We start from the raw sequence: 24,163 nt of genomic DNA on the forward strand, positions 1-24,163 counted from the left end.
GTGCTGTATAAGCACGAGAAAAAAAATGCCGACCCCTTGCGGAGGTCGGCAGTGATGGAACAGCGACTACTTACGCAGCGAGCTCGCCCTTGCGGCTCTTCCTGGCTTTCTTCACGGGCGGCTTCGGGACTTCGTACCCAAAGCGCGCCCACGCGGCCGGATCCAACGGAATCGGATTTGTGCGCCCCGTTGCGAGGTTCACAAACACGCCCGAGAACGGCACCGCGCCGGTTCGAAACATGGTCCAGAGCATGTTGAATGCTTGGACGGCGATCGCCTGATTGATGACCAGCGACTGCTTGCGCAGCGCCTCTGCCATCGAACAGGACGGGGTCTCGTCTTTCGCATCGAGCTTCGCGTCGATCAATTCCGGAAACAACTCGCCCACATGCGGCAGCCGTTCCGGATGTTTCAGCGCGTAGCTCTTGCCACAGACCTGACCGATGACAACTTGGCCGCGATCCGTGTCGTTGCCGCAATCGAGGTAATACGCCCCGCTGTGCTGGGCTGCGCCAACAATCGCGGCCCGAGCAGCACGCGTATCGACGCAGCCAATCACGAGATCGACGTTGTAGAGGGGCTCGCCCGGACCGAATCGCCGGGTTTCCGCCCGCCAGTTCGTGCCCATCAGTGCGTTGAGCCGATTGACGATGAGCGAGGCTTTGTACTCGCCCACGTCGTTCGGATAGAAGCCTTGCCGGCCGACGTTGGTCGGGCTGACGGTGTCGTCATCGAACACGGTGCAGTCGATGCCGCCCGGGTGACCCAGTTCCAGCATCGCGTGGTGCAGCCGCGCCAAGCTCGGGAGCACAGCACTTCCGGTGCCGCCCGCGCCTACTACGACCACATTCCAGCTTCGCTCGAGCATCCGCGAAGGAAGTTGATGTCGGACAGTCCCGTTCATGCAACCTCCTGCGCGCGAGCCGCCGCGTACCAACTGCTCGGCACGCGCTCGACGCTCTCGAAGATGCCTTTGGCACACAGGCGCATCGCCATACTCGGCACCGACGACGCACAGTTGCCAACGACGAGAGCGAACTTCGTCTCGTGTCGGTCATCTTCGTTGTCTGTCGGCGAGAAGTACGCGGGATGCGCGCCATGCGAATGGCAGTCGATCACCCGCAGTTCACTTCGAAGAAGTTCCGGCCGCTCGTACTTCAGCGACCCGGTCCCCTGCGAAAGCACCTTCACAGGTGCGAGGCGAAACTGCTTCGTCTCGACGTTCCAGACGATCCAGGCACCGGTTTCCAGCGGATGCGCGGCGCGTGCCATCGCGACGAACTCGCCGATCAACTCGGGCGGCACCGCACCGCAACGCAACTCGGTCGACTCTGCCACTTTCCCGTAGGGGATTGCGGTCGGGACCGTGTAGTGCGCAATGCGGCGAACGACTGAGAGCCACGGCAGATCAATTTCTAGAAAGACACCGTTCTCGCCGATCAGCAGTCGCTCACCGGCCGACTGCATCGGCGCGACCGACTCACGCCGGGGCACCATGACGGAAGGAAATGAGCGTTGAAGCGCGGCATCTGCAGGATTCAAAGCACCAGCGTTCATCATCGAACTCCTTGTTTGCCAGCGATTAGCTCAGCGAGGGTAAGGTCCATAGGAACGAGCGCATCTTTCGGAAAATGCTCGCCGTACTTGCCGTCGAGCATTTCTTTCCAGAACGCGAACTCGCCATTGGGATGCGAAACGCGTTTGTTGCCGTGGTTCGGGTGCGTGAAGGCCGATTCGAAGAATCCGCCCTCCCATCCGCTGATCGACTCGATATCAATGCGCTTAGGCACATGAGCCGAGCCGATGCAGATCCGCCCCCAGTCCCAGGTGTTAAAGTAAGGCGGTTCATGCAGCTTCGATTCTGGTGTTGGCCGGCTGTCCTCATGCAGCGCGAACACGGAGAACCCGCTCGAAGCTGCACGGAACACCAACCCCGGATGCGGGACGACAGCACTGCGCCGCCCGATCTCCTGACAGTCGAAGAAGACTCTTCGCATCGCCGGTCTGCACCACCACATCACCGCGTCTTGCGACACCGCGAGCACCGTCTCAGGCAAAAATTCCGCCTTCGGTGCCGCGTTCTGAGCCAGCTCACGCAGGCAATCAACAAGCGCCATACGGTCGATCGGCCTTCCGGCACCGATCGTTGCCCGGCCGCTCTTACCCTGCGTCACCGGATGAACGGTGCCGTAGACCGCGCTGCGATCCTGACGGCCGTACAACAAGATGGCGCTGATCGCCGCGAGTTCGTCAACGCGGTCCGAGCCGATATCAAGCCCTTTCATACAAAGCTCCTAGTTATGCCGCGAGACACGCGATGACGCGGTCCAATTGGCCAAGAATGGATAAGCCCTGCGACCAGTCCGCGTACTGCTTGCGGATGGCGTCAGGCGTACAGGCAAGCGGCGTAAAGCCGAGGTAGGTAGTGCCGTCGCCGGCGCTGGCGAGGTACTCGTAGTGCGAATCGAGTACTTCCCCCACGCGGGTGTCGTTTTCCACGGTGAGGGTGGCCGACGCATAAGCGCAGCGGGGCCGATACTCACAGCCGAAGAGGTCGCGATTGCCGACCCGCTGCAACATCAACGACAGCTTCTCCAACTCCGCACAGATGCGCCGCGTGCGACCGGCGGTGAACCGCTGAAGCCGCCTAAGCGCCGCGACGCCAAGTGCCCGTTGAGGCAGATAGCGCCGGGTTTTCGCGTGCCACCGGTAGACGTCCATGTCGTCGGGACAAAGCTGAGGACGTACAACGGAAGGGAGGTAGTAGTCCATCTCCGCCTCGTCCTCGCCGAATCGGTCCGTCAGCATCTCGCGCGCTTCCTCATCGGTTGCGTTCGAGTCGCCATCCCAGAACCAGGAAGCGAATTCCCCAAGGAACTCATCCGGCGTCCGAACCCACATCGTGCGTCCGGCTGCACGATTGATCAGCACCATCGCCGTCGACACCAACCGCGGGTGAACATTGCGAAGCTCGGCGGCACGTCTGCCGATCTCGAAGATGCTCTCCTCCGTAATCTCGATGCCGAGATAAACGGGCGAGGTCGGATTGAACTCGCTGCTGTCCTCCTGATACTGGACAACGTCTTGCACCGCCTGCACGTCGCACAGCACGAAGTCAAAGCCAAGGCAGTCCAGACGCGGCGTATGACGCTTGGCCCATGCAAAGAAGCCTTGGGCAAGCGCGTCGCCCGCGCCTTTGAACTCCGGTACGTCGCGCGGCCTCAGCACGCCCGAGTTGAACTGGGCGGAGATAAGACCGGCGACATCCTTTTCGGCGTTCCAACGCATCACTGCGCGCGTTTTGACGTCCGAGCCGATGGCCGGCAGGCTTAGAAAATCATTGGGAGTTCGACGTCCGGCAGCGGGAGCGCGTCGCGGTTGCCAAGGCTCTCCCGAGACAGCGACTTCTGCACCAGACGGGCGAGGATCGAAGAGCATTGCTCGATCTCCTTGTCATGAAAAAAAACCGCCCTTCCGGGCGGTTGCTGATGGGAAAGCGCCAGGTCCGGGTCGGACAAGGCTTTAAGGAGGTCGCGCTTACGCATGGACGCTGCAGGGCTGCGGTGCGCGATGAGCTGCACCCTTAGCACCAGCCGCACGCACGAACGTGAAGCGCATGACATCGCCCTCCGTCGTGGGTCCGTCGATCGCCGCGGTCGTCAGCTCCGGGTACTGCGCGGAGTAGAGGTCGCGGACATCGTCGGGCGATAAGGTCGGCCCCGGATCAGGGAACGTCACGCCGTTGTAGACGAACTCGCGCGTGAGCTTCGCAACTTGGATAGCCATGTTCTGCTCCTTAGTCGAAAAGCGATGCGAGGTTGGTCCCGGTGTTAGCCGGTTCCACCGATGCTTCCGACAAAGCCGAGCCCGGCGATGCGTTCGGGGCGGTGCTCTGCCCTTCAGCGTCGTCACCTGCGTCGTCATCATCGTTGTCCGCATCGGTGCTCGATCTGCCGGGCGCCGGCAATGCCGGCTTGCTGCCGCCCTTAGCCAGCGTCTTGGTCGCTTTGGAGACTTGCGTCGTCTTGGCGGCCTCGAGGATGGCGGTGGTCGCAGCAACCTGCTCGGCGAGCGACGCGTGCGCGCCGGTGTAGGCCACGAGCGCGTCAATAAAGCCCGCTTCCAGCTCGGCGGCCGTCGCGGTGAGCGCGAGCGGCTGCAGCATGGCGGCGTCTTTTGCCGTGCCTTGCGGCATGACGCAGACAACCATCTCGTCGCCCTTCATCTGCAAGGACAGGGTGAGCTTCGTGCAGTGACGCAGAAGCGGTTCAATAGCTGCAAACATGGAAAACTCCTGAGAAAGAAAAAAGACCGCCATTCAAAGGATGGGCGGTCTATAAAGGATGGAAACTACGATCGATGCACGGGCGAGCCGCGCGTTAGAACTTGAGCACCTTCGGGATCTTGCCCGCGTAGTCGAAGCCTTCGACGGCCAGAAGCGCGTCAATGACCTCGGGCTTGGACTTGCCGAAGACCTTCTTGAAGTTGTCGCCGAGCGCGGCACGAATGCCCAGTTCGTCGGCAACCACCAACATTTCCGACTTCGTGATCAACTCCAGAAACTCCTTGCAGAGCTTCCAGTGCTTCGCGAGATCGAGGCGATGGTGCTTACACAGACGCGTGAGATGCTGGACGTCGAGGCCTTGGATCGCAGCGACCGTCACACCGGTGACGGCATGCGCGAGCTTCGCGTCGTCTGCGGCTGCCGTCGAGGATGCCGCTTTCGACACATCGCCGGACGGGACTTGCTCCTCGGTGAGCTTCTCCCAGATGCCCGAGAGGGTCTTTTGATCGACGCAGCGCATCTGGTCGGACAGGGCAATCGCAACGAGGTATCGCTGGGCGAGCGCGGGCTCCGCACCCACCTCACGGCGCAGGGCTTTACGCCATAACGCCACGCGATACGCTTTCATCTTGTCCGACTCGGCCACCACCGTCGCCGGCGGATTGCTAGTCGTCGATGCCGCGGACGAACCGGTCGAGCCCTTCGCTGCTGCAGGCGACGCTTTCGCGCCCCCCTTGGCTGCTTCGGGCTTCGGCTGCCTCGCGGCTTTGACCGCTTGCAGTTGCGCCGCCACCTTCTTCATGTTGCAGACGGTGTCAAAACATTGGCCGCGATAGACCTTGCCGATCGAGTCAGGCAGGCCGCTCACCGCCGCGCCATAGTTCTGGCACGCATGACACGCCTTCGCCTGCTCCTCGCCGACGCCTTTGGGGCCATCGACTGCGAGTTGCACGCGCGTGTGATTGTCGCCAGCACGCACGATGCGCACGACCGGATATTCGTCGCGCAGGCCGGTGGCCGTCGCTTCGAGCATCTTTTCGGTCTTCTCGTTGTAGCAGGTCCGGTTGGTGCAGTTGCCCGTACCGATGGACTCGCCGAACATCTCGCCCTGCGTGGACGAGTTGTGCGGGCATCCGGCGCAGTCGGCCTTGTCGAAGATCGCGGCCGCCAACGAACAGGCAACCTGTTCGATGGTTTTCTTGACCTCGGCGACCGCCTTGCCTTCCTTGATGATCACCGGCAGCAGCTTGTCCTGCGTCTCTTTTGGGAGCGCAGCAAGCAACTCGGCGTGACCGAGAAGGATCTGTCGCGTGCTGAGCGCATCGAGCACGGGCGTGCTGCAGTTCATCAGCGCGAGACGCTTATCAAGAGTCGCACGGGACCAGCCGAAGATGCGCGCGACTTCGTCGCGATCGCCCTTGCACAGCCCAACTTGCTCGGCTGCCGCAATGGCTTCTTCGGCGGGCGACATGTCGGCTCGCTGCATGTTCTCGATGATGGCGAGTTGCTTCGCTTGGACCTCATCGATGTCTCGAACTACGACCGGGATTTTATAGTCTTCGCCGTGCGCCGCGAGCGCCGCCTTGTATCTGCGGCCGCCAGCGACGAGGCTGAAGCCGCCGTCAGCGAGCGTGCGTACGATGACGGGCTGGATAACGCCCTTTTCGCGCACAGACGCGGTCAGCTCTTCCATTTCCGCCGCATCGAAGTACTTGCGGGGATTGACGCTGACCTGAATTTGCTTGAGGGCGAGAGTAGGTTGCTGTTGCATGACAGGGCTCCAGAGAGGGAACCTGCCCCCTTTGGGAGTGGTTCCCAAAGGGTTGAACAACGTGGGCTGACGGAAGTCAGCGCGGGGTCGATGCGTCTATGACGCGGGTGATGGAGTAAAGATAGCGGTTTTAACTGCGGGGACGCCAGGCAAAAGCTCACGAATTCATGCCGTCTTTCACAGCCAGGCGGGTCGCGGCTCGTCCTCGTCTGCATCCAGCGGCTTGCCTCGTGTCCACGCAAGGCGATGAACTGACACGAGATCCGCCGCTAGCCGTTCCGAATCGGCGGCAGACAGCGCGAGGCCGAGCGAGCAAACATCGCCGACGCCGAGCGCGACTTTGACGAACAAGGTCACGTCGCGATAACCCGGCGCATCGAGCTTGTTTTCGTACTGGCACGAGTGCACCACGTCGTCGTCCGGCAGCGGCGTGTGCGCCGGCTCGTGAGCCAGCCCCCATCGTCTGATCATCGCCAGCCAGCGGGCCTCCCCCTTGGGAAAGTAACGATGCACTTCCGTCGCGTGCCGACTGTCCAGCCGCAGTACCTGCATGCAGTGCTCCAGCAGATCATCGTCGAGCCGTCGAAAGTCAGTGAGACTGAAGGGGAAGTCCTCTCCGTTATAGAGGCCTGCCAGAAACTGAGCAGCGACGCGTGCCTGCCCAGAACTGCCCTCGGCCACCTCAAGGAGATAGGCAAGCGAATCCAGGCTGGCGTCGCGATCCTGAGCGCGTATCTCGGCCGCTCGCTGCGCGGGAGTCGTTCCGCCCGCCGCTTTTGCGAGGAAGTCGTCAACGGTCTCTTGGAGTGCTTCGGCTAAATGCGTCGGAACGGTAAAGGCGAGGGATCGGCTGCTGGGTGCTGGAGAATTACTCATTGCATTGTCGTGGCGTAACGGACGCTCCAATTCGCGTCTGTCCGCATGATGCCATGAGTGAAAAAGTGCGCCGGCACAACGCCGGCGCCCAAGACGATCGGCGCATAACCGGGGGGACGCCTAACCGCGAACGGAGCGTATTGGCATTAAGGGCCAAATGATGCGGTGCAACGAACACTCGGGTTCGCGATGGCGAAAACACCCCGACGCGTGGCCGAACGGTCATCAGGTCTCGGGTGCAATGTCGAAAAAAAACCCGGCTCGAAAGCCGGGTTGTGATTAAAGGGTATGGCGAGCGGCATCCGAGGATGCCGCTGTGTCTTATGCTGCTGCGCCAGTCGCGGGCGGCAGCGATCGAGACAACAACGTCGTGACTGCTCCTGCCAACGTCCACTCGCCGAATTGCTGCTCATGGCTTTCGTGGACGAGACGGTCAAGGCACAGCACCTCGACGCCATCGACTTGCACCTTGCCGAGGACGTTCGCCAGCACCGCGCGATTGGAGCCTTCACGTTTAACCGTAACGACGCCCTCCCCGACCACCACATACACGTTCGAGTCTTTCGGCATTTACGCTGCCTCCTTCAAAAGTTTGCGCATGTCACCGGACGTTTCCGCCGATAGCAATGCGAGATCGTCGACGAAGCGATCCAGCAAAGAATCCATGTGCAGAAACGTCTCGTCGTCCAGTTCCGGCGTCGCCCAGTCGAGCCCCGCCTGAGTCGCATCACGTTTGTGCGCGACCATTTGGTCCTGATACTCGTCGATGCTTCCTGGTAAATGGAAATAAACGACTTTCAACACGCCCTTCCGGTTCCATCGCAGCGCGCGCCGCATCGCCTGATACTCGATGCGCCACGTCCACGAGCGGTCATAGAAGAGGATGTAGTCGGCGTTCGGCAGGTTATAGCCCGCGCGGCCCGATGCCTTGGTGGCCATCAGTCCGGTTGCTAGTCCGCCCAAGAAGCGCTTGTCCTTATCGGCCACGCGACGCTTGATTGGGATCTCGCCATGAAACGGGACTGTCTGCACACCATGCGCATCCAGCTCGCGCGCCAAAAGATCGAGCACGCCCGGGTTTTCGGCGAACACGATCGCTTGCTTGCCTTCCGCCGCGATCGCGCGCATGCGCGCGACAATTGCGCGTTGCTTGCTCGTCAGCCCGCCGATGTACTCCACGCCATCCATCCCGAACTGCGGGTAGTTGGCGGAGAAGTGAACGGCACGGATACGAGCGAGGATCGTCACCAAGTTGCACGCCTTCTTGTCATCGCGCGATGAGCGATACCAATCGGCGAACTCGTCTGCAGCGCGCAGATACGCGGCCAAATGGCCGCGATCCCAGTCGACTGTCTCCACCTCGAACTGCGGTGGTTCGATCTGGATGTAGCGCGAGACTTCAGGCTCGGCGACCAGCCGCCGCTTGATGTGCGGCGCGAGCATCGCCCGGTAGAGATGAAGGTTGCCGATCTTTGGCACCTCGCGTTTCGCCCCATCCTGCAGACTCTCCGCAAACTGCCACGTCACCCACTCCAACACCACGAAGTCATCCCTGAACCGATCGACGCCGCGCATCGCGTACTCCGCCGAATTGATCCAGTTCTGCTCGAGGTAGCCCACGCGATAACCATACGGCTGGGCCGCCGTCCCATCACCGCCTGAGAACGCGATCAAACCAAACGCATCTCTCGGATAATTCGGTATGGGACTTCCCGTCAAAACGAACCGTCGCCGCGCCGAAAGCTGCCAAAGCGCGCGGCTCTGATCGCTTGTCGGATTGGCGAGGCGCTCGCCCTCGTCGGCCACCAGCAGGCCGATACGGCGACGCAGACGGTGCGCGTATGTCACGCGCGACGAAGCCGCCTTGTCGACCGGCATCCGCAGGCGTTCATACGAGATAAGGTTGATCTGTCGAAGGTCGCCAAGATCCGCCGCCGATTCGATTACCTGCACCTGATCGGCCGCGATAGGCAACTGCCCAATCTCCTTCAACATCTCCTCGATGAGCCGGGACTCAACAACGATGAGGCCGTGCTTCACACCGGAGACGAGGATCAGCGCCAACGCGAGCCGGGACTTGCCGCAACCCTGCTCCCACGCGACGACACATCCCGTCGGTTTTAACAGCGTTTCGACCAAGTCGTCGACCTGAAACTCCCAGTCGAGCCACTGATCGACGCCGAGCGCCTTCACGCGCGAGCGCAGCGCCGCTGCTTGGTCGGGGAAGCGCGCGCACAGACCTTCGTGCACCACTTCCCATCCCTCGATGACGTTCTCGACCGCGAACCGCGCATTGAGCTCGTCGACAGACAGGTGGTACCAGACGCCATGCAGGGCGTATCGGTAGCGCCCGTCGGCTTCGCGATCAAACTGGACTTGATCGCCCGCCTTGATGAGCGGCCTGGCCCAGCGAGTCGCGTCGACCTTGTGGGTCTCCTTCGCGATGCCCGACACCTGATCTCGCGATCCAGCGCCGGTCGTCCAGGCGACGTGCCGCAGTGGTACCGCCTGTCGCACGCTGCGTCGCATGCGTCTGTTGAAGTGCTCCATAAAGCCGGCTGCGAGTTGCGGCTCGCCACCGACGCTGCGGATTCGATCCAGCAACTGATCGAAGGCCGCGACCGGGTTGTCTTGCACCAGATACGTTTCCATATCTAGCAAGCCTTGCCCCGAGTAACGGAAGCCACGCGGCAGCCGGTGGCCGTCGCGCGAGTAGATGCGCTTCACGAGAATCGCGTTAAGCACCATCGCTTCGTTGAAGCCACACGCAAAGGACAAGCGAATGCGCCGGCCATCGTGCGAGACCTTGACCGACTTGTCGCCCGTGACCGCACGCGTGATGAACGGCACGCTGTCATCGAGCTTTTGCAGCCGCAGCCGAGCTTCGCCGAACGAACGTTCCTCGAAGTGCAGCCCGAGATTCGGGCCGGGTTTCGCCAGATCGTCGACGACCGCGCGTACGAAGTCCGACGGACGATCGCGGTAGCGGTCGAACACCACGACGGCCGTGCGCACGTTCGCGCCTTCCAGCTTGAACGCGTCCGCCGGCAGTTCGAAAAGACCTGCCGCGCGGCGTTTCAAACGGTCCCCTTGCTCGCCCCCAACCATCGACTCGGCGGTCGTGATCGGCAGGAGCGCGACGACGATGTTCGCCGCCTCAAGCGCCTGATGCACGGCGTAGTCGTGGCTCAGCGCGCTGGTGTGCGCGCCGTACCGGCCCCACGTCGTGCATTCGAGCGTCTGCAGATGTGGCGACTCGAGATGGATCGAGAACGGCGGATTGATCAGTGCGATATCGAAGCGCGCCGGATGGATATCCTCCATGCCGGCTTGCCGGAACTCGCAATCAAACCCTGCGTCCTCGAACACCTTCTGGCACTGCTGGATGACATCGGCGTGCACGTCGACGCCGTACACGGCATGGCGTTCCGGGTCTGCGTACTGAAGCAGTCGGCCCGAGCCGACCGAGTTATCCAGGATACGGATAAGCCGATTGACCTTCCAGCCGCTCACGAAGCTCCACATAAACGCCGCAATGGCGTCGGGCGTGAAGAATTGCCCGAGGTGCTGACGCCGTGCCGCGGCCAGCTCGCCCTGATGGGCGACCGACGGCGCCTGCGATCCCAAACTTCTGATCGCACGCAACGGCTCATACCAATCCCGCTCAAACGAAAAGAGATCTCTCTGCATGAAATGCCTCTAGAAATGAAAAGACCCGCCGAAGCGGGTCGAAAGGATGGAACGGTGAACGCTTTAGTAGCGGTCGCGCGAGGCGAGGTACTTGGCGCCAAACTCACTAATGAAGAGGGACAACGCGTCACCCACGTCGTGAGCGAACTTGAACTGCCACTTGTCGTTGAACAGCACGATCTCCAGCCCCGCGAACGACAGCTTCTCGCGAGTGGAAAAAGTCAGTCGGTGGACGCTGAAGTTGCGCAGTTGCATCGCCAGCGCGCCAAACTGATGCTTCTTCGCGAAGGTCGCCAAGCCGTCGAAGGTTGTTGCGACCGCCTGCTGAGAGGAGTAATACACCTCGCGTTGCCCCTTCGAATGGAAGCACGACTGCGAGGTGACGCGCTTTTCGAGAATCACCGCGCTGCTGGTGCGCTTGATCTCGGTATCGGACTTGAGCCAGAAGCCGTTGATGATGGCCTTGGCTGCCTGCTCGAACGCAACGCGCTCGCCAGCTTCACCACCGAACGTTCGCTCGAGGTGTTGCCAGAAGCCGTCCAAGTCAGGGATCTTGTTTTTCCTCAGTTCCTCTTCGATATCGAGGCCGCATCGGTCGAGTTCGCGACTCTGATCGATCTCAATTCTGCCGCCGGCGGGGGCGAACTTTCGGCTTGCCTCCATCACAAGCCGCGAGAGCAGCCGTCGGCAGAACGTGTTGAGCTCGCGCTCGACTTTGTATTCGCTTCGAACTTCCATCGCCGAATACTCGGTCAATCCGTCAGCAAAGACGTCGCGCTCGGCCTGAACGACAGCGCAATACGCCACTGCTGCTGCCGTTTGGGCCGTCTTGAACTGCTCGATTAATTGCGTGTACATGCGATTGCTCCATGGGGATGAGCAGGCGCACGCCCGCAATCGGGGACATGCCCCTGCGGGTTAAGGTAGACGTTGCGGGTGCGGCGAAGTTGGTCGCCGAGAGTCGATGCGCTAGGACGCGCGGGTGATGGTTCAACGATACCTGCATGACGTCGCCGCGTTGCGGGGAAAGGCGAGCTTTTGATAGCGCCTCTTCAGCCAGCCGCTTTCAGTTATCCCCAGTTTTTCTGGATAACCCTGGGGATAACACGTCACCGCCGCGCACATTCACCCACACATCTCTCGGGGTTCACGGTCCGGGGGCTTCATCATGATGAAGCGCGTTTGGCGAAAGACCCCCTAAAAACGATAGCTTTCCGGTCAATTTGCCGGCAAGGAATTCCGGCTCAACTACGTGTGCGCACGGTGAATCGAAAAGGCGATCGAAACGACGCATCTTTCTCCTTCGCTAATGAATCGCTGATCGCGAGAATTGCGAACTGCGCTAGCCGCGTCAACGATTCCATGAGCACATGAAACTGAGTCACATAGCCACTGTTGCCGTCCTCATCGCTTCGTGCGCGACCTCGGTTGCGGCGATCGGCCTTGTTGTGCACGGATTCAAACTCGAGCGAACAGCCGTACCGGTCGTTGCAGGCACAGGCCTCGTAGAGCGCATGCAAGGCGTCTCTGATGCGCTTCAGCATGTTCCGGCCAACGCGCAGGCGACTGTGCTCCAAAACTATGGGTTTCGCGACCGTCAGTCGTTCGACGACGCGCTTGATTCGCAGCGTGTCGACCTCGCGAGGGCGCAAAACGTCCGCGCCGAAGCGCTAGCAAGCAACGAAAAGAGGTTGGCCGCACTGCTCATCGCACTCGTATACACAGGAGTCGTCGCGGCGATGGGCGCGCTCGTCCTTTGCGACAAGGCTTTGGCGAAAGCACCAACTTGCAACTGAGGCAGCTCCCATCTGCCTCTTCGCCCGTGACTAAGGACGATGGACCTCATCATTATCAGCTTCGAAGACATCAGAGATGACCCGGCAGGCGCACGCGCAGATGCAGAGCCGGCCGCTGGATTCCCGGACTCATGGCTGGACGCACTGATCGGCGCTGGCTCGGTATTTTCTCGTGACTATGCCGCTCCTGGCGCTGTGTCGACCGTCGGCGTTCGGTTTCCCAGCACTTTCCACGCAGAGCAGTTCTGCTTGAGCGTGCGCCAGATGGCCAATCTGCTGGGCACTCGCGCCCATGTTCACAAGGTCCCGAGCCACCAGGCGCGTTCCACCCTGCGCGAGGCCGAAAGACATGGTTCACGTCTCCTTTGACAATCTCACCGTTTTGCTTGAGGACGTTCAGAACAGCCCGGCACGCTACGCGCGCCAGCTTGAGCGTGCCAAGAAGTCGCCGGGATATGCGGTGTGTCGATGCAACGCTGCGGGTGCGGGCCAACCGCTGCGTCTCGTAGTTCGTCGCTACGGCGCGCTCTTTCATCTCGCGCGATGGCCCGACGAAGGGCCGCACCACAACTCAAAGTGCCCTTTCTATGCGGCGGCCGCTGCGACCGGCAAGAGCAAGTCCGACGCCGCTGATGCAATCCAGCACACGCCTGCGGGTTTGAACGTCAAGCTCGACGCTTCCCTATTTGTCAAAACAGTCGAAACCTCTCCCCGCCTGTCCGCGAACACTTCAGGCACCGGCAAGACGCGCCGTGCGGCGCCGCTGCTCGGCTTCCTGCAGCGTCTCTGGATCGAGGCGGATTTGCATACCTGGACGGGTGCCTCTGCGCGCAGTTGGGGGCAATGCAACGCTCACCTCGTCGCCGCACTTGGAGACGGCAAACTCAACGGTAAGCCGATGCAGAGCGTCCTGCATGTCATGCGTCGCTATGACGAAAACGAAGCGCAATCCATCGTCGCGGAGTTCGATGACTTTCTTGGGCGGATTGAAACGACGCCCACGGCGTCGCAACGTGGCTTGGTCCTTGGCGAGTTGCGCACGGTCGATGCTTCCAAGTATGGCTTCGTCGTCAAGCTTCGCCAGACGAAGCGCACCTTCTTCGCCTCAAAGCAGTTGATTGCGATGGCGGCCGCATCATTTCGATCTGCGTGGGCCATGGTCGGCGACGCGAGCGCGCGGATCGTGGTGTTAGCGGTCATCGAGCGGACCAAAGAAGGCAATCTTCGAATCGTCGACATCGCCCTGCAGTTGTGCAACAGCAGCTTCTTACCTTGCGACTCGAGCTACGAAGTCGCGATGGCCAACCGGCTGGTCGCGGAGCGCCGGCGGTTTACCAAGCCGCTCAGGCTGGAGAACGGCGATGCACAGCTGCCGGACTTTCAACTGACGGACACCGAGGCCCCGACCGCGATCGAAATCTATGGCATGCAGGGCAACCCGCAATACCTTGAGCGCAAGAAGGAAAAGCAGGCGCGGTACGCGCTCACTGCAACGCCTTGTGTCGAGTGGATACCACCGGCAGAACTAGCGTCGGTACGACTGCCGGCCGCCGCTTGACTTGACAGCGCGCATCACCGCGATACCTTGACCCAGTTCTCAACTTCTCGATACAACACGTGAGCTCGAACTCGTTCTTTTTGAAACACGCGACGGCTCGCGATGCCGACTGGCAGGTGAGCTACCCCGCGCTCGCAATGGCAAGTTCGATCGACCCGGTCGATGAGCGGCGCAAGCAGATCGTTGTCGCGGCCGCCGACGACACCCATGTGCGCATGGTGTTCTTCAGCACCCTTGGCGCGATCCTCGACTTCCGGGCGTCGTGGGCAGAGATCGATAGCTCAGCGCGTAGCTGGCTAGCCTTTACCGTTCGTTGGAACAGGTGGTGGCTACCGGACGGCGGACACGCGCGAGCACTTGAAAAACACGCGTCGACGCCGACCGATTTACGGCTCGCGCATTGTTCGATTGAGGGGCGTCTCACCGATGACGCAGGCTTTCGGCGATATCTTGATAATGTTGAGCGGCATTATCGGCGAGATGCGAGAATCGCTCCGATTTTGTTTCCCGACAACATTGCTGGCGACACTGGCCGTTGTCCGCCTAGGGACGCGGAGCACCCGTTGACTCCTGAATGAGCACCATCCTTCCATTTACGCGTCTCTCTACCAATGATGCGCGCAGTCACGGCAACGACTGCGCGCATCGTCATATTCGGCTGGCCAAACACGGCGGCACCGTCTCTTGCTCTGACTGCGGTGCGGCCCTGGCGCCCTTTTCCGCGCTTTCAATGCTCGCGGAGCAGTACGGTCTCGCTCTCTCGCAGATCGAGCACCTCAAGAATCGTCTGGCTCTTGCTGATGCCCGGAATCTCGAGCTTTCCAAAACCCTCGACGCCATCGATAACCTGAAAAGAGCACCGAAACAGCCTTCAACGGAGACTTGACGGAGCGTCAATCGGTGGTGCAATAGGCTATCAGCAACAACAGAGCACCAGCACCATGAAGCAGTCGTTTGCATGCGGCCACACCGGCAAGGGGAAGTTCTGCCACACCTGCGCCAACGCAGAAAAAGAGAAAGCGGAGCAGCGTCTCGCGATGGAACAAAAGCGCGCGGCAAAGAGAAGTTCGACTGCCGACGACGCCATCGACCTGTCGATGGTTCGCCATCTGTCGTCCGTTCAACGCGAGGCACGCGACCTCCTCGCGAAGGTCAGCAACGGAATCCATCCCTTCTCGCTCGACGGCAAATTCCTGAAGTCGTCCGCCGGCAAGCTCCTATCGGTCCCCGTTGGCAGATCGTATCGGTTACTTTTCGACGCCCCATCTTTGAGGCCTATCCGCTTGGTCAGCCACGAGGATTACAACGCCATCGCCGCCAATCGCGTCGCCGCGTAGTCTGAAAGGTGTTGTAAAGTTCGGGGTTGTTTCCTAATTTGGCCGGGAAACGAGCGTCGTTATAATGCATCCGCCCACACCCTTTTCGCCGACGATCGGCGAACGCCCCGGACCACGCTGCCATGACTGACGAGCTCTTCCCCTGCGACCATTGCGGCGGAAAATGGGCCTTTGGCTACTCGCACCGGCTATTGAAGCGCCTGTCGGCGCCCGCGAGTGACTATCTGAGCGCCGACGACCGAGCTGCTCCGCAGATGAACGACCTCGAAGCGCGCTCGCTCTTTGCGATCCCGCAAGAAAAGGTTTGCTGCATCTTTTGCGAAGACTGCGGCATGCAAACGCCTTGGATCGCAATCGGCGACGACCGGCACGCGGCATTAGAGAAGGCGGGGACGATCTGGAACGCTCGGACGCGGCGCCCCGCTGCCAAGGAAGGCGATTTGCTCAAGCTGATCAGGAAGGAAGTCAGCGCCCTCGATGCGCCATTCCTGATCAACCTCTTGGCACGAACGGAAGGCGACTGGGAGAAGCGCGGCCCAATTTTCGCCATGCTGGCTGCGAAAATTGTCGACAGCAAGATCACCTTGAGCGATTTCTGGCCTGTCGACACAGTGCTCAACGATGCTGCGAGATACCGGAAGCTCCAGCAACTTGCGAAACGCGTCTACATCGACGGCATAGCCTCGATTCAGTTTCCGCGCATTCCTGCGACGGGCGGTGATGAGGGCAGTTTCGAAAACAGCGTGAACCTCGCAGTTGACGATCTGCCGGACCGCAATCGCTGGTAACTTGACTTGCGGCTTATGCGTCCATACTGGTTTGGTGCTGGCCAGTTCGGCGCCAGCAGCAACCCACCACCACAGGAAACGCATGTCCCCCATCGACTACCTTCGCGCCGCTTACCGCCTGCGCGCAAAGCTCGCACCGCAGTTCACGGTGGTCCTCGCCTTGGCCGCCATTCTCACCTATCACGCTATGACAAGCCGGTCGCTAGATTGGCTTTTGAATTGACTCAAAAGCGCGGGACTGAACCCACGCGCCATATCACTGATATGGCGCTTTGCGTGGACGCGTTTAGCGCATCCCATTGATATTATTGAGTTATCAGGCTTTCCGCGAGTGTTACATTTGGCAAACTATGACTAAATGTAACACTTCCGTGACGTTGAATGATCCGATACATCTTCTGCCTTGATATCTGAAGGAAGTTTGCGGCAGCTTTTTTGTTGCCGTCGAACTTAGCGATGGCATCACGCACTTGATCGAATGTGACGTCGGGCGCCTTTTGCTGCTGCACCCTATGCGTCGATAGATACGCGTTTGCAATTGAGGGCCGGCTATGACCTGCCGCTTCGACCACCTGACGCCTGGCCTCCTCGTGCTGCGCCTTCGGCGCGATTTCACCTGTTCCCTTAACCGGCGCTTTAACCCCTGCCAGGGCTTCGTACATGGCGTGAAAGTTTTGATGACGTAGACCGTGGGCAGTTATTCCGAGCGCGCTCTTGCGCACGCCGTGCTTGCGGAGCACTCGGTAAAACCGGTCTTTCCACTGATGCTTCGTATATCCCAGCGGAATTGTGGTCTTGGAAACTGGATTCGTCAGCGCTGCCGCCTCCTTCAAGACGTCTAGGCCGTCACCGATCGGGACAACCCGGTTCCGACCGCCTTTCGTCCCCCGGGTGACATGAAGCATCCCGTCATCGCCGACTGACTCGACCGGGCGCAGGAGGAAGCTTTCCTCGACGCGCAAACCGAAGGTCAGCTGCAGGCGGAGCTGGACAGCGACATACTTGTCGGTATGTGCGATCTCCGCCATCTTCTCGATCGAATCGACTCCATTGCCCTCCCACGACTTGTCTTCGGTGGCGATGTACGAGCGAACAAGACCGTGCTCTTTGCGGTCAACGTAGCTTTCCAACGGGCCAATCAGGTTCGGCTTATGCATCCACTCGGCGAGTGCGCGAAGATAGGTCAGCTTGTTCTCGATTGTCCCGCCTGTCAGCTTCTTACGAACCCAAATGTCCACAAGTGCCTCGACGTGCTTCTGCTTCAGGGCCCACGGAGATTTCAGCGCGTATCCGTTCTCGCGAAGCTCCACGAATGCGTGGCAGATCTTCTGAATCCGATATGCCTGTGTCTTCAATGACAGCGGGTTTTTACTCACGCGAGTCCGGCTGTGCACGCGAGCGACGTTGTCCTCAAGAAGCCGTTCCAGTTCGATTTTGAAGTCCTCTGGCAAATTGTAGCGACGAAGTTCTGAGCGGACGTTGACGGTGACCGACATTAGCAATTCCCCTGTGCGTTCGTGATCAAGTGATTAGTTGCATAGCAGAGCGCCCGTCCTGTCTCGAACGATTGGCGTAGCTCGGGCGACCGCGCAATATGGCCGGATATCTCAAACACGCCTGCCGCCGCAGATTCCCATCCGGCCGACGCTGCATGCCTATGCGCAGCTCGTCTCGCACTCACATCGTCAAAACCGTATCGCACGGACAATTGCCACATGGACCACGCTAGGTCAGCCTCAAGCGGATGATTGATCCACGGCGCCTGCGCGGCTTTCTGCGCACCTGTGCTGGTGGCGCCACCCGCCGTCAGCGCGACGAAACGTCCGTGCGGCTCGATCCGCCTGAGCGACGGCTCGAGCAGGATATCTCGGGCACTGAAGCGGTGTGCCTGCGAAACGTCTGGCGTCCAAGGAGAACCACGCTCGATCGCTGCTCCGAATGCACGCAAAAACAGCGGCGGCGCAGGCGCTAAGACCTCTATCCAAGGTGTGGCTCTAGTCCACGCAGCCAAGCTTTCCGGCGAGACGGAGGAGTGATTACACAGCGAGGTGAAGTCGCCCGCAGGCACGCCAGACGCGTGATTACATTCGTCGAGCTTCGCTAGAAAGCCATCTATGTCGACCGTGGTGCGCTCAAAGCGATGGGCGCGGTCCAGGTTCAGCGTCAGCCCGTAGTGCCGTTCGACCGAGTGGAACACGTCTAGGAAAACTGGCCCCATGACGCGGTGGTACGAGCCGACAATATATGAGCCCGTTACTGCCTTCCGAAGCACGAATACGTCCAACGGCTCCTGCATCGTTTCCTCGTTGATTTGCGCTTGGTCCGCGGACACTGACATGTGCCCGATCCCTTTGTCGCCGGGCGAGAACCGCAGGGAGCCTATCTCCTCGTCTCTTCGCGCTGCGCGCCGCGTAACCCCGCCGGGTCCGCCCTTCCTCGCCTTTAGCGATTCCATTCGATCAGCCCCGCACGTGGAAGAGACGTGCATCGACCGTCCGTGTTGCTGCGTGCTGCCGGTCTCACGCTTCGCGTGTTGACCGCCGCCGACTAGCTGCCGGTAGGCATCAACGCAGGTCCGCTTCGCGGAACCTCTCGCCGTTGATTGTTCTCCCCGCTGCTGCCGGCAGTCCAACCGCGAGCATTTCGCTTCGCGATCGGGCTGTGCCGCTGCTACGGCTACCGCGCCGGCCTTAGCACTGATGCGCTGAGGCCAATTGCTCGGTAATTGCTCTTGCGCTGTTTTGTTCCGGTTGCGCCGACCGTTCGTCTTCCGTACAGGGAGCAGTCGCCTTTCTGGCTTGCTCGCTCCCCCATCCCCAAGCGCGTTGAATCCGCCGCGGTGTGTCGGGCCTCATGCAACGTACCCAGCTTCGTGTGCTGTAAGGATGCGTCCATGCTCGTTGAATGCGTCCGTGATCGCAGCAGCAGACTGTGTCCGTGTCCGCTCGCACCTCGACTCAACTTGCTTTCTCGGGCTGAACTGCCCGCAAACCCAATGGATATCGCGTGTCCGTGTTCCTCAACTTGGCTCACGGTGCGTTTGATTTGTTTGAGAAAAAGGCCGCATGATTTTGCGGCCTGTGACAGAGGGGATTTTCGCTAGGCAAAGCGGTCCCCTCGATGGTCCGTATAGGAGGTCGATGCGCTGGTCGCGCGGTTGGTGATTGGAATATTAGCCTCTCGGAAGCCAACGCATTTTTCGAAAGCTGCCTAAATGTAGCGAGCTTTTGCTTCCTTGACTTTCTGTGGCGATCTGTAGAGTTGGACCCGTGACGTGGACTTTTCTCACCGAATTCGTCGAGATAACTAACAGATTGAAGCAAGGCCCATCATCCTTTCTTGCTCCTCACCGTTGAGGTGGAGATATCTGACAGTTTTCCGGACGTTGGTAGAGAGAACGCCATCATCACCGCCTATCTGCCACTTTTCTGTCAGATAACGGGCAGATGAGTGTGGCCTATTGAAAAGCTCTGGAGAGAGAATGAACGCAATGAAAGTACATGCACCGGTCCTTGCTGTCGACGTCGGTTATGGCAACACCAAGGTTGCCTTTCGCAATGGATCAGACGTCTCGACGTTTATGTTTCCGTCGCTGACGCCGCCGTACAAGGCACATACGATCGCCAAGGAGAGCGCCGGGCTGATCACGACACCGAAGACGATCGCGGTGGAGGTCGAAGGTAAGCGCTATCAGGTTGGTCCGGGCGTCCTGTTGAGCTCGCGCAACGGCGATGCGGGCGCGACGCTCAACGATGACTACTGTACGACTTCGAGCTATGCAGCGTTGCTGGCAGGCGCGTTTCATTTCGCCAACATTGCATCGGTCGACCGCCTGGTCCTCGGCCTGCCGATGCGCAACTTCCACACCCACGTTGCGCATTTGCGTAGTGCCTTCGCCGGTAAAAATGCGTACGGCGAGGTTGGTTTTGATGTCGGGAGCGTCATCGTGCTGCCGCAGCCTCTGGGTGCATTGGTCAACTTCTCGCGCTATCACGAGTTCGACAAAGAGGACCCGCACCTCATTATTGACGTTGGCTACTTCACCACGGACTGGGTAGTGGCAACGGGGCTGACGATCGACGAAGAGCGCAGCGGAGGTCATCACAGCGGCGCGTCTCACTACTACGAAGCTATCGCGGCTGTCATCAAGGAGAAGCTGCATATCGACACGCAGGGAATCGAGCGGATCGATAAGGCGTTGCGCACCGGGTCCACGTTGCTGCTCAACGGGAACGATTACGACCTTAGTGAGTTTTTGCCTGGAGCGCAAACGGTCATAGACGCTGCGGTAAAAGCTATCCAAGCCGGTGTGAAAAATACAGTGGACATTCGCTCAATCGTTCTCACGGGTGGGGGTGCGGCTCTCTACAAGTCCGAAATACAAGCGCGCTTTCCTCATTTGAGGATCGACCATATGCCAGATCCGTGTTTCACGAACGTCAAGGGATTTCTTGCCGCTGGCGAGGCAACGATGCTGCGCGATAAGAAGCGCAAGGAAGGAGTGCCCGCATGACAGGCGCTTTGGAGATCAAGGTAACAATCAGCGAAATAGTGACGCCAGCGTTGTTTGACGCTCTGGTTGCGATCTCCAACCCGAGGCAGCGTGCGGCGCTGTTGAAGCGCCTTGCCGAAGATGCGCTGCGAGGCAACGTTTCGGTCAGCTACCAGCCGGAGACGCGTGATGCGCCCGCTCCGAGCGGGCAGCCAATCGCCGGACCAACGATCATTGCGCCAGCGCGCGACGCGGTCGTTACAGCTGCACCGAGTCAACCCGTCGGCGACGGCGAGCCAGACTTCGACTACGCATTCCTGGCTGAAAACCTGAACCTGGGATGACGCAGCGATCGGCAAGGGCGTCGCTGCTCTTCGCGACCGCATACGTCGCGACCGCTTGACAATGCGAGAATGCTGACAAGATAGGAACGTATAGTTCAGGCCTGCATAGGCGACGGAGGGAGAAATGGCCTTTTTAGAAATGTTGGCGCAAGCCGACTGGACGCGCGGCGTTCGCATGTGGATCTTCGTGGCCGGCGCGTTGGCTGCGTGGGAGGCAGCTTATCTGTTCCATCGCGCCTTGTCCCGCTCAGCCGAAGGAGCCGATGATGTACGCTAGATTCATGGCGCTGCCATTTTTCACGCGACGCATCATTATCGTGATGGCGTCTTTCTTTGTGATGTGGGTTTGCGCGTACCTGCCGAAGAGCGGCTTCACTCAGGTGTTGATCGGGTCTAGTGCGTTCGTTATGTGTTGGGCAACTGGCATCCTCGTTCCGTTCCTGAAGGTCACGTTCTTCTTCCTGCGGTGGCGTTTGTGGTACGTGGTGCGCTACAAGTAGTCGCTGATTACTAGCCGCCAAATAAAAAAGCCCCGACCAAACGGTCGGGGCTTTTGTCTTCACGGGGTATCAATGCAGCAGAGATACACCTTGTGCGCTCGCCTGTCGACGAATACAGTAAAACCAAGCAGTGTCCAGCGTGACGCCCTGCTTCTCCAGTCGGGAATGACCGCCTCGTTTGCGGTCGATCACGTCGTAGGCTTCCGCCTCAGACTTTCCAACTCTGACCGAGCCGTTCTCGACACCGGACGTTGCGACGATTTCATACCGGCCAACAATCATGCTAAAGCTCATTTCCTCTTCTCCATTGGAAAAGCTCGGGCGGATTGCGGCCCCGGTCGGGGACGAATCCCCACCGGGCAAAAGTTACTGTTAGCGGACTAGACGCCGCCAAGAATTAAACATGCAGTGCTTCGCGCAACTCACGGCGCACTACCACTGCAGACGTCGGGGCGTGCGCACGGTCAGATCCACACCACTCATCAGCGAAGTCGGTTTCCCGCTTCTTCGGCCGATGAACGATAGCCGTGTACCCTTCACCGCGGAGCCGCTTCGCCAGCTTCAACGCCGCGTCGACGCCCGGCGACTTCCCGGTACGTGGTTCGACAGCATCGAAGTCGGCGTAGATATGCACGACACGAATACCAAAGCCTTCCGGCACAACGAAATCCGCAAGAAGGATTCGATTCAGGCAATACCAGACCGGCACATCAAAGAGCATGTGCGCGGCGTATGCCGTTTCCAGCCCCTCTGCAACACCAATCTCGCCATCGACCGGATCCATTAGCCGGACTGCGCCGCCGTTGAGCTTATGAAGCGTCACGTCGTTCAGCTTGGCGGGGAGGATCTCACCATCGTTAGTAACGATGGACGCCTTCACCGGCTTCGAACGTTCAAGGAACGTGCGATGCAGCGTTCCTAAACGGCCGTCTGGCAGCGTGAAGCGAGCGATGATGCCCGGCCACTGCCCGATGACCTTCTTCTCGTGCCAGTAGTCGAGCATCCCCATGCGCAGCGCCGTAGACGGCGGTGCCGTCAGACCCGGCACCCGTTCGCGCAGGTAGCGCGGCACGAGGCCATCGGCCCCGACAAGCGTCGCCCGATCCCACATCGAGTCGAGGCGCTTCTTCGCCCACTCGGGATCAACCTTCCGGCCCGGAGCGGGCGCGTCTGGACGTTCGCGAGTTCTCCGAGCGTCCGCGAGGCTCCCTCCTTCGAGTTCGACCATCAGCTCGCGGAACGTCAGTCCCGCGGACTTGCAGATCAACTCGAAACCATCACCGGCCTTACGGTCGCCGTCGTTGCACTTGCGGCAAACCCAGTCGCCGCGGCCACGGTTGTTGTCATAGGTGAAGCGGTCGTTTCCTCCGCAGATGGGACAAGGCGCGCCCTTCCCGGTCAACGAGCTCGCGGGCACTCCGTACTTCTGGAGCAACGCAAGCCACTGTTCCGGGGACAGCTTGATGTCCTTTACATTCATTGTTCACTCCAGTTTGGGGTGGTTGAGGTCGATGCCTGAACAGGCGGTGAAACCGTGCTCAAAAAAGCCGTCCGACTCGCGCGAGGCGAGCACGACGGACGGCTTTTTTCAGCAGGGGAAGCGAAACGTGGGTCTAGCGACGAGCGAGGCCGCGTCGCGTAGGAAAGAGACGCTTCGCGGCTTCGCCGACCGTTTCCGGTTCGACGAAGCAACGAAGGTGAGGAAAAACAGGAAGCGAGGTGAGCTCTTACGGGAGGATCAGATAGCCGCCCATTCCCGACCCATTAATAGGGCCGAAACGGTTCTGTTTCGTCATCTGGTCAACATTGCCGCATGAACCCGTGGTGCGCTGGCTCGGGGACTTGGTCCGTTCCGCGACGCGTAAACTTCGCGGTCGAAACGAGCCCCGGAGGTATCATCGATGCGCATCTTGCGCGGGTGAGACCTCAATTTAGCCGAGGCGGCGCCGACCGATGCGGCGAATGCTCGCGAATTCGCACCGTCTTTCGCCGGAACTACTGAACGAACGTGGCCCGTTCCGGTCTTCCTGAGCCGACGGAAGTGAACCCTCCAGCCACTTCTGCAAGATCACTCAGGCTGCGACCCCCGCACCGTTCGCCTCTCGCAGGATCTCGATTGCCTCCTTCAACACGTACAGACCGATCGCGAACCCAACGACGAGGTCGACTACTCGGAGGCCAGTCACCATCACAATGCCGCCCGATACGAACACCGCGATGTTGGCGAGAACGTCGGCACGAGTACAGATATAGCTGGCGCGCATATGAATCTCGCCGCGCCGGTACTTCGTGAGCCGCAGAAGGACGTAGAGATTGACGGCCAACGAGATGACGGAATAAGCCAGCATCACTGAGCCGACTGGCTCACTGCCGACATACCAGCGTCGGATGACCTCCCCGACGATCCCCACCCCCAGGAGCACCAGGATGCCGCCTGTCCATCGGGCCGCATTCTTCTTAAACGCGAACCCGCGTGAGAACGCCATCAAGGCCAATGCGTAGGCTGCTGCATCAGTCAGCATGTCTAGCGCGTCAGATAACACTCCGGTCGATTGCCCGGCCCACCCTGCTCCGACGCCAATCACGAACATCGCGAGGTTAAGAGCCAGCGCAACTTTGATCGTTTTCCGCTGCTCCACGGTATCGGACGGAACGCGAGAGCACTCGCAACTCATTGCAGACTCCTCAATTGTCAGTTCACGGACTGTGTTTCATATCGCCCTTCG

At 60.2% G+C, this 24,163-nt stretch carries 28 protein-coding genes; 12 read left to right on the top strand and 16 right to left on the bottom strand.

Annotated elements, in window-relative coordinates; genetic code table 11:
• Positions 1–70: 70 nt before the first annotated feature.
• The 11 genes from QCE69_RS36940 to QCE69_RS36990 form a co-directional block, all read right to left on the bottom strand.
• Positions 71–904 carry a PRTRC system ThiF family protein gene (locus QCE69_RS36940; protein ID WP_309935841.1) on the bottom strand — a complete coding sequence of 278 codons (834 nt, stop codon included), beginning with the start codon at positions 902–904 and terminating at the stop codon, positions 71–73.
• A complete protein-coding gene (locus QCE69_RS36945; RefSeq protein WP_309935874.1) occupies positions 901–1,557 on the bottom strand; it encodes a PRTRC system protein A in 657 nt (218 codons plus the stop codon). Before QCE69_RS36945 ends, QCE69_RS36940 begins: the two co-directional genes overlap by 4 nt.
• Positions 1,557–2,285, bottom strand: a complete 729-nt coding sequence (locus tag QCE69_RS36950) for a PRTRC system protein B (RefSeq protein WP_309935842.1) — start codon at positions 2,283–2,285, stop codon at positions 1,557–1,559. Before QCE69_RS36950 ends, QCE69_RS36945 begins: the two co-directional genes overlap by 1 nt.
• A 13-nt stretch (positions 2,286–2,298) precedes the next feature.
• Entirely contained in the window at positions 2,299–3,438 is a 1,140-nt protein-coding gene (locus tag QCE69_RS36955) for a PRTRC system protein F (protein ID WP_309935843.1), read from the bottom strand.
• A 99-nt stretch (positions 3,439–3,537) separates the two neighbouring features.
• Positions 3,538–3,786: a PRTRC system protein C gene (locus QCE69_RS36960; protein ID WP_309935844.1), complete on the bottom strand. Its 249-nt coding sequence runs from the start codon at positions 3,784–3,786 to the stop codon at positions 3,538–3,540.
• Between the two features lie 10 nt (positions 3,787–3,796).
• Positions 3,797–4,318: a PRTRC system protein E gene (locus tag QCE69_RS36965; RefSeq protein ID WP_309935845.1), complete on the bottom strand. Its 522-nt coding sequence runs from the start codon at positions 4,316–4,318 to the stop codon at positions 3,797–3,799.
• Positions 4,319–4,379: 61 nt separating this feature from the next.
• The gene (locus QCE69_RS36970; RefSeq protein ID WP_309935875.1) at positions 4,380–6,056 is read right to left on the bottom strand and encodes a PRTRC system ParB family protein; all 1,677 of its coding nucleotides are present in this window, start codon (positions 6,054–6,056) and stop codon (positions 4,380–4,382) included.
• Between the two features lie 177 nt (positions 6,057–6,233).
• Positions 6,234–6,932, bottom strand: coding sequence for a hypothetical protein (locus QCE69_RS36975; RefSeq protein ID WP_309935846.1), 699 nt, complete (start codon positions 6,930–6,932; stop codon positions 6,234–6,236).
• A 321-nt stretch (positions 6,933–7,253) separates the two neighbouring features.
• Positions 7,254–7,502 carry a hypothetical protein gene (locus tag QCE69_RS36980; RefSeq protein ID WP_309935847.1) on the bottom strand — a complete coding sequence of 83 codons (249 nt, stop codon included), beginning with the start codon at positions 7,500–7,502 and terminating at the stop codon, positions 7,254–7,256.
• Complete coding sequence (locus tag QCE69_RS36985) at positions 7,503–10,622, bottom strand: SNF2-related protein (RefSeq protein ID WP_309935848.1); 3,120 nt, start codon at positions 10,620–10,622, stop codon at positions 7,503–7,505.
• A 63-nt stretch (positions 10,623–10,685) separates the two neighbouring features.
• On the bottom strand, positions 10,686–11,480 hold the full coding sequence (locus QCE69_RS36990) for a hypothetical protein (protein ID WP_309935849.1): 795 nt from the start codon (positions 11,478–11,480) through the stop codon (positions 10,686–10,688).
• A gap of 512 nt (positions 11,481–11,992) precedes the next feature.
• On the opposite strand from QCE69_RS36990, the gene QCE69_RS36995 reads away from it, so the two are divergent.
• The 8 genes from QCE69_RS36995 (at position 11,993) to QCE69_RS37030 (ending at position 16,324) form a co-directional block, all read left to right on the top strand.
• Positions 11,993–12,418 (top strand): hypothetical protein, encoded by a 426-nt coding sequence (locus tag QCE69_RS36995; protein WP_244818481.1) that lies wholly within the window; start codon positions 11,993–11,995, stop codon positions 12,416–12,418.
• A 39-nt stretch (positions 12,419–12,457) separates the two neighbouring features.
• A complete protein-coding gene (locus QCE69_RS37000; protein WP_035472815.1) occupies positions 12,458–12,787 on the top strand; it encodes a hypothetical protein in 330 nt (109 codons plus the stop codon).
• Positions 12,768–13,976, top strand: a complete 1,209-nt coding sequence (locus QCE69_RS37005; protein ID WP_309935850.1) for a DUF1173 family protein — start codon at positions 12,768–12,770, stop codon at positions 13,974–13,976. Before QCE69_RS37000 ends, QCE69_RS37005 begins: the two co-directional genes overlap by 20 nt.
• A gap of 59 nt (positions 13,977–14,035) precedes the next feature.
• On the top strand, positions 14,036–14,554 hold the full coding sequence (locus QCE69_RS37010; protein WP_309935851.1) for a hypothetical protein: 519 nt from the start codon (positions 14,036–14,038) through the stop codon (positions 14,552–14,554).
• Positions 14,551–14,862: a hypothetical protein gene (locus QCE69_RS37015; protein WP_309935852.1), complete on the top strand. Its 312-nt coding sequence runs from the start codon at positions 14,551–14,553 to the stop codon at positions 14,860–14,862. Before QCE69_RS37010 ends, QCE69_RS37015 begins: the two co-directional genes overlap by 4 nt.
• Before the next feature lie 55 nt (positions 14,863–14,917).
• Positions 14,918–15,313 carry a hypothetical protein gene (locus QCE69_RS37020; RefSeq protein ID WP_309935853.1) on the top strand — a complete coding sequence of 132 codons (396 nt, stop codon included), beginning with the start codon at positions 14,918–14,920 and terminating at the stop codon, positions 15,311–15,313.
• 122 nt (positions 15,314–15,435) lie between these two features.
• Complete coding sequence (locus QCE69_RS37025) at positions 15,436–16,101, top strand: Lar family restriction alleviation protein (protein ID WP_309935854.1); 666 nt, start codon at positions 15,436–15,438, stop codon at positions 16,099–16,101.
• An 82-nt stretch (positions 16,102–16,183) separates the two neighbouring features.
• Positions 16,184–16,324, top strand: a complete 141-nt coding sequence (locus QCE69_RS37030) for a hypothetical protein (RefSeq protein WP_309935855.1) — start codon at positions 16,184–16,186, stop codon at positions 16,322–16,324.
• Between the two features lie 82 nt (positions 16,325–16,406).
• On the opposite strand, the gene QCE69_RS37035 is transcribed toward QCE69_RS37030, so the two are convergent.
• Together QCE69_RS37035 and QCE69_RS37040 are read right to left on the bottom strand one after the other, a co-directional pair.
• Positions 16,407–17,597, bottom strand: a complete 1,191-nt coding sequence (locus tag QCE69_RS37035) for an integrase domain-containing protein (protein ID WP_309935856.1) — start codon at positions 17,595–17,597, stop codon at positions 16,407–16,409.
• Positions 17,597–18,439 carry a hypothetical protein gene (locus QCE69_RS37040; protein ID WP_309935857.1) on the bottom strand — a complete coding sequence of 281 codons (843 nt, stop codon included), beginning with the start codon at positions 18,437–18,439 and terminating at the stop codon, positions 17,597–17,599. Before QCE69_RS37040 ends, QCE69_RS37035 begins: the two co-directional genes overlap by 1 nt.
• Before the next feature lie 1,143 nt (positions 18,440–19,582).
• On the opposite strand from QCE69_RS37040, the gene QCE69_RS37045 reads away from it, so the two are divergent.
• The 4 genes from QCE69_RS37045 to QCE69_RS37060 all read left to right on the top strand — a co-directional run bounded on the left by QCE69_RS37045 (position 19,583) and on the right by QCE69_RS37060 (position 21,437).
• Positions 19,583–20,614: a PRTRC system protein D gene (locus QCE69_RS37045; protein WP_309935858.1), complete on the top strand. Its 1,032-nt coding sequence runs from the start codon at positions 19,583–19,585 to the stop codon at positions 20,612–20,614.
• Positions 20,611–20,937 (top strand): hypothetical protein, encoded by a 327-nt coding sequence (locus tag QCE69_RS37050; RefSeq protein ID WP_309935859.1) that lies wholly within the window; start codon positions 20,611–20,613, stop codon positions 20,935–20,937. The genes QCE69_RS37045 and QCE69_RS37050 overlap by 4 nt, the downstream gene beginning before the upstream one ends.
• Before the next feature lie 124 nt (positions 20,938–21,061).
• Positions 21,062–21,214, top strand: a complete 153-nt coding sequence (locus tag QCE69_RS37055) for a hypothetical protein (protein WP_309935860.1) — start codon at positions 21,062–21,064, stop codon at positions 21,212–21,214.
• 4 nt (positions 21,215–21,218) lie between these two features.
• Positions 21,219–21,437, top strand: a complete 219-nt coding sequence (locus tag QCE69_RS37060) for a hypothetical protein (protein WP_309935861.1) — start codon at positions 21,219–21,221, stop codon at positions 21,435–21,437.
• 69 nt (positions 21,438–21,506) lie between these two features.
• Here QCE69_RS37060 and QCE69_RS37065 read toward each other — a convergent pair whose 3' ends face one another.
• The 3 genes from QCE69_RS37065 to QCE69_RS37075 form a co-directional block, all read right to left on the bottom strand.
• Positions 21,507–21,731, bottom strand: a complete 225-nt coding sequence (locus QCE69_RS37065) for a hypothetical protein (RefSeq protein WP_309935862.1) — start codon at positions 21,729–21,731, stop codon at positions 21,507–21,509.
• Positions 21,732–21,834: 103 nt separating this feature from the next.
• Positions 21,835–22,917: a primase-helicase zinc-binding domain-containing protein gene (locus QCE69_RS37070; RefSeq protein WP_309935863.1), complete on the bottom strand. Its 1,083-nt coding sequence runs from the start codon at positions 22,915–22,917 to the stop codon at positions 21,835–21,837.
• A gap of 592 nt (positions 22,918–23,509) precedes the next feature.
• On the bottom strand, positions 23,510–24,112 hold the full coding sequence (locus tag QCE69_RS37075) for a cation diffusion facilitator family transporter (RefSeq protein WP_309935864.1): 603 nt from the start codon (positions 24,110–24,112) through the stop codon (positions 23,510–23,512).
• Between the last annotated feature and the right edge of the window lie 51 nt (positions 24,113–24,163).

This window comes from Caballeronia sp. LZ032, assembly GCF_031451315.1.
Classification (GTDB): Bacteria; Pseudomonadota; Gammaproteobacteria; order Burkholderiales; family Burkholderiaceae; genus Caballeronia.

What these genes read in the sequence shown, in the direction of transcription:
- QCE69_RS36940 (WP_309935841.1), bottom strand. Translation starts at nt 904, where the DNA reads ATGAACGGGACTGTCCGACATCAACTTCCTTCGCGGATGCTCGAGCGA.
- QCE69_RS36945 (WP_309935874.1), bottom strand. Translation starts at nt 1,557, where the DNA reads ATGAACGCTGGTGCTTTGAATCCTGCAGATGCCGCGCTTCAACGCTCA.
- QCE69_RS36950 (WP_309935842.1), bottom strand. Translation starts at nt 2,285, where the DNA reads ATGAAAGGGCTTGATATCGGCTCGGACCGCGTTGACGAACTCGCGGCG.
- QCE69_RS36955 (WP_309935843.1), bottom strand. Translation starts at nt 3,438, where the DNA reads ATGCTCTTCGATCCTCGCCCGTCTGGTGCAGAAGTCGCTGTCTCGGGA.
- QCE69_RS36960 (WP_309935844.1), bottom strand. Translation starts at nt 3,786, where the DNA reads ATGGCTATCCAAGTTGCGAAGCTCACGCGCGAGTTCGTCTACAACGGC.
- QCE69_RS36965 (WP_309935845.1), bottom strand. Translation starts at nt 4,318, where the DNA reads ATGGCGGTCTTTTTTCTTTCTCAGGAGTTTTCCATGTTTGCAGCTATT.
- QCE69_RS36970 (WP_309935875.1), bottom strand. Translation starts at nt 6,056, where the DNA reads ATGCAACAGCAACCTACTCTCGCCCTCAAGCAAATTCAGGTCAGCGTC.
- QCE69_RS36975 (WP_309935846.1), bottom strand. Translation starts at nt 6,932, where the DNA reads ATGAGTAATTCTCCAGCACCCAGCAGCCGATCCCTCGCCTTTACCGTT.
- QCE69_RS36980 (WP_309935847.1), bottom strand. Translation starts at nt 7,502, where the DNA reads ATGCCGAAAGACTCGAACGTGTATGTGGTGGTCGGGGAGGGCGTCGTT.
- QCE69_RS36985 (WP_309935848.1), bottom strand. Translation starts at nt 10,622, where the DNA reads ATGCAGAGAGATCTCTTTTCGTTTGAGCGGGATTGGTATGAGCCGTTG.
- QCE69_RS36990 (WP_309935849.1), bottom strand. Translation starts at nt 11,480, where the DNA reads ATGTACACGCAATTAATCGAGCAGTTCAAGACGGCCCAAACGGCAGCA.
- QCE69_RS36995 (WP_244818481.1), top strand. Translation starts at nt 11,993, where the DNA reads ATGAAACTGAGTCACATAGCCACTGTTGCCGTCCTCATCGCTTCGTGC.
- QCE69_RS37000 (WP_035472815.1), top strand. Translation starts at nt 12,458, where the DNA reads ATGGACCTCATCATTATCAGCTTCGAAGACATCAGAGATGACCCGGCA.
- QCE69_RS37005 (WP_309935850.1), top strand. Translation starts at nt 12,768, where the DNA reads ATGGTTCACGTCTCCTTTGACAATCTCACCGTTTTGCTTGAGGACGTT.
- QCE69_RS37015 (WP_309935852.1), top strand. Translation starts at nt 14,551, where the DNA reads ATGAGCACCATCCTTCCATTTACGCGTCTCTCTACCAATGATGCGCGC.
- QCE69_RS37020 (WP_309935853.1), top strand. Translation starts at nt 14,918, where the DNA reads ATGAAGCAGTCGTTTGCATGCGGCCACACCGGCAAGGGGAAGTTCTGC.
- QCE69_RS37025 (WP_309935854.1), top strand. Translation starts at nt 15,436, where the DNA reads ATGACTGACGAGCTCTTCCCCTGCGACCATTGCGGCGGAAAATGGGCC.
- QCE69_RS37030 (WP_309935855.1), top strand. Translation starts at nt 16,184, where the DNA reads ATGTCCCCCATCGACTACCTTCGCGCCGCTTACCGCCTGCGCGCAAAG.
- QCE69_RS37035 (WP_309935856.1), bottom strand. Translation starts at nt 17,597, where the DNA reads ATGTCGGTCACCGTCAACGTCCGCTCAGAACTTCGTCGCTACAATTTG.
- QCE69_RS37040 (WP_309935857.1), bottom strand. Translation starts at nt 18,439, where the DNA reads ATGTCAGTGTCCGCGGACCAAGCGCAAATCAACGAGGAAACGATGCAG.
- QCE69_RS37045 (WP_309935858.1), top strand. Translation starts at nt 19,583, where the DNA reads ATGAACGCAATGAAAGTACATGCACCGGTCCTTGCTGTCGACGTCGGT.
- QCE69_RS37050 (WP_309935859.1), top strand. Translation starts at nt 20,611, where the DNA reads ATGACAGGCGCTTTGGAGATCAAGGTAACAATCAGCGAAATAGTGACG.
- QCE69_RS37055 (WP_309935860.1), top strand. Translation starts at nt 21,062, where the DNA reads ATGGCCTTTTTAGAAATGTTGGCGCAAGCCGACTGGACGCGCGGCGTT.
- QCE69_RS37060 (WP_309935861.1), top strand. Translation starts at nt 21,219, where the DNA reads ATGGCGCTGCCATTTTTCACGCGACGCATCATTATCGTGATGGCGTCT.
- QCE69_RS37065 (WP_309935862.1), bottom strand. Translation starts at nt 21,731, where the DNA reads ATGAGCTTTAGCATGATTGTTGGCCGGTATGAAATCGTCGCAACGTCC.
- QCE69_RS37070 (WP_309935863.1), bottom strand. Translation starts at nt 22,917, where the DNA reads ATGAATGTAAAGGACATCAAGCTGTCCCCGGAACAGTGGCTTGCGTTG.
- QCE69_RS37075 (WP_309935864.1), bottom strand. Translation starts at nt 24,112, where the DNA reads ATGAGTTGCGAGTGCTCTCGCGTTCCGTCCGATACCGTGGAGCAGCGG.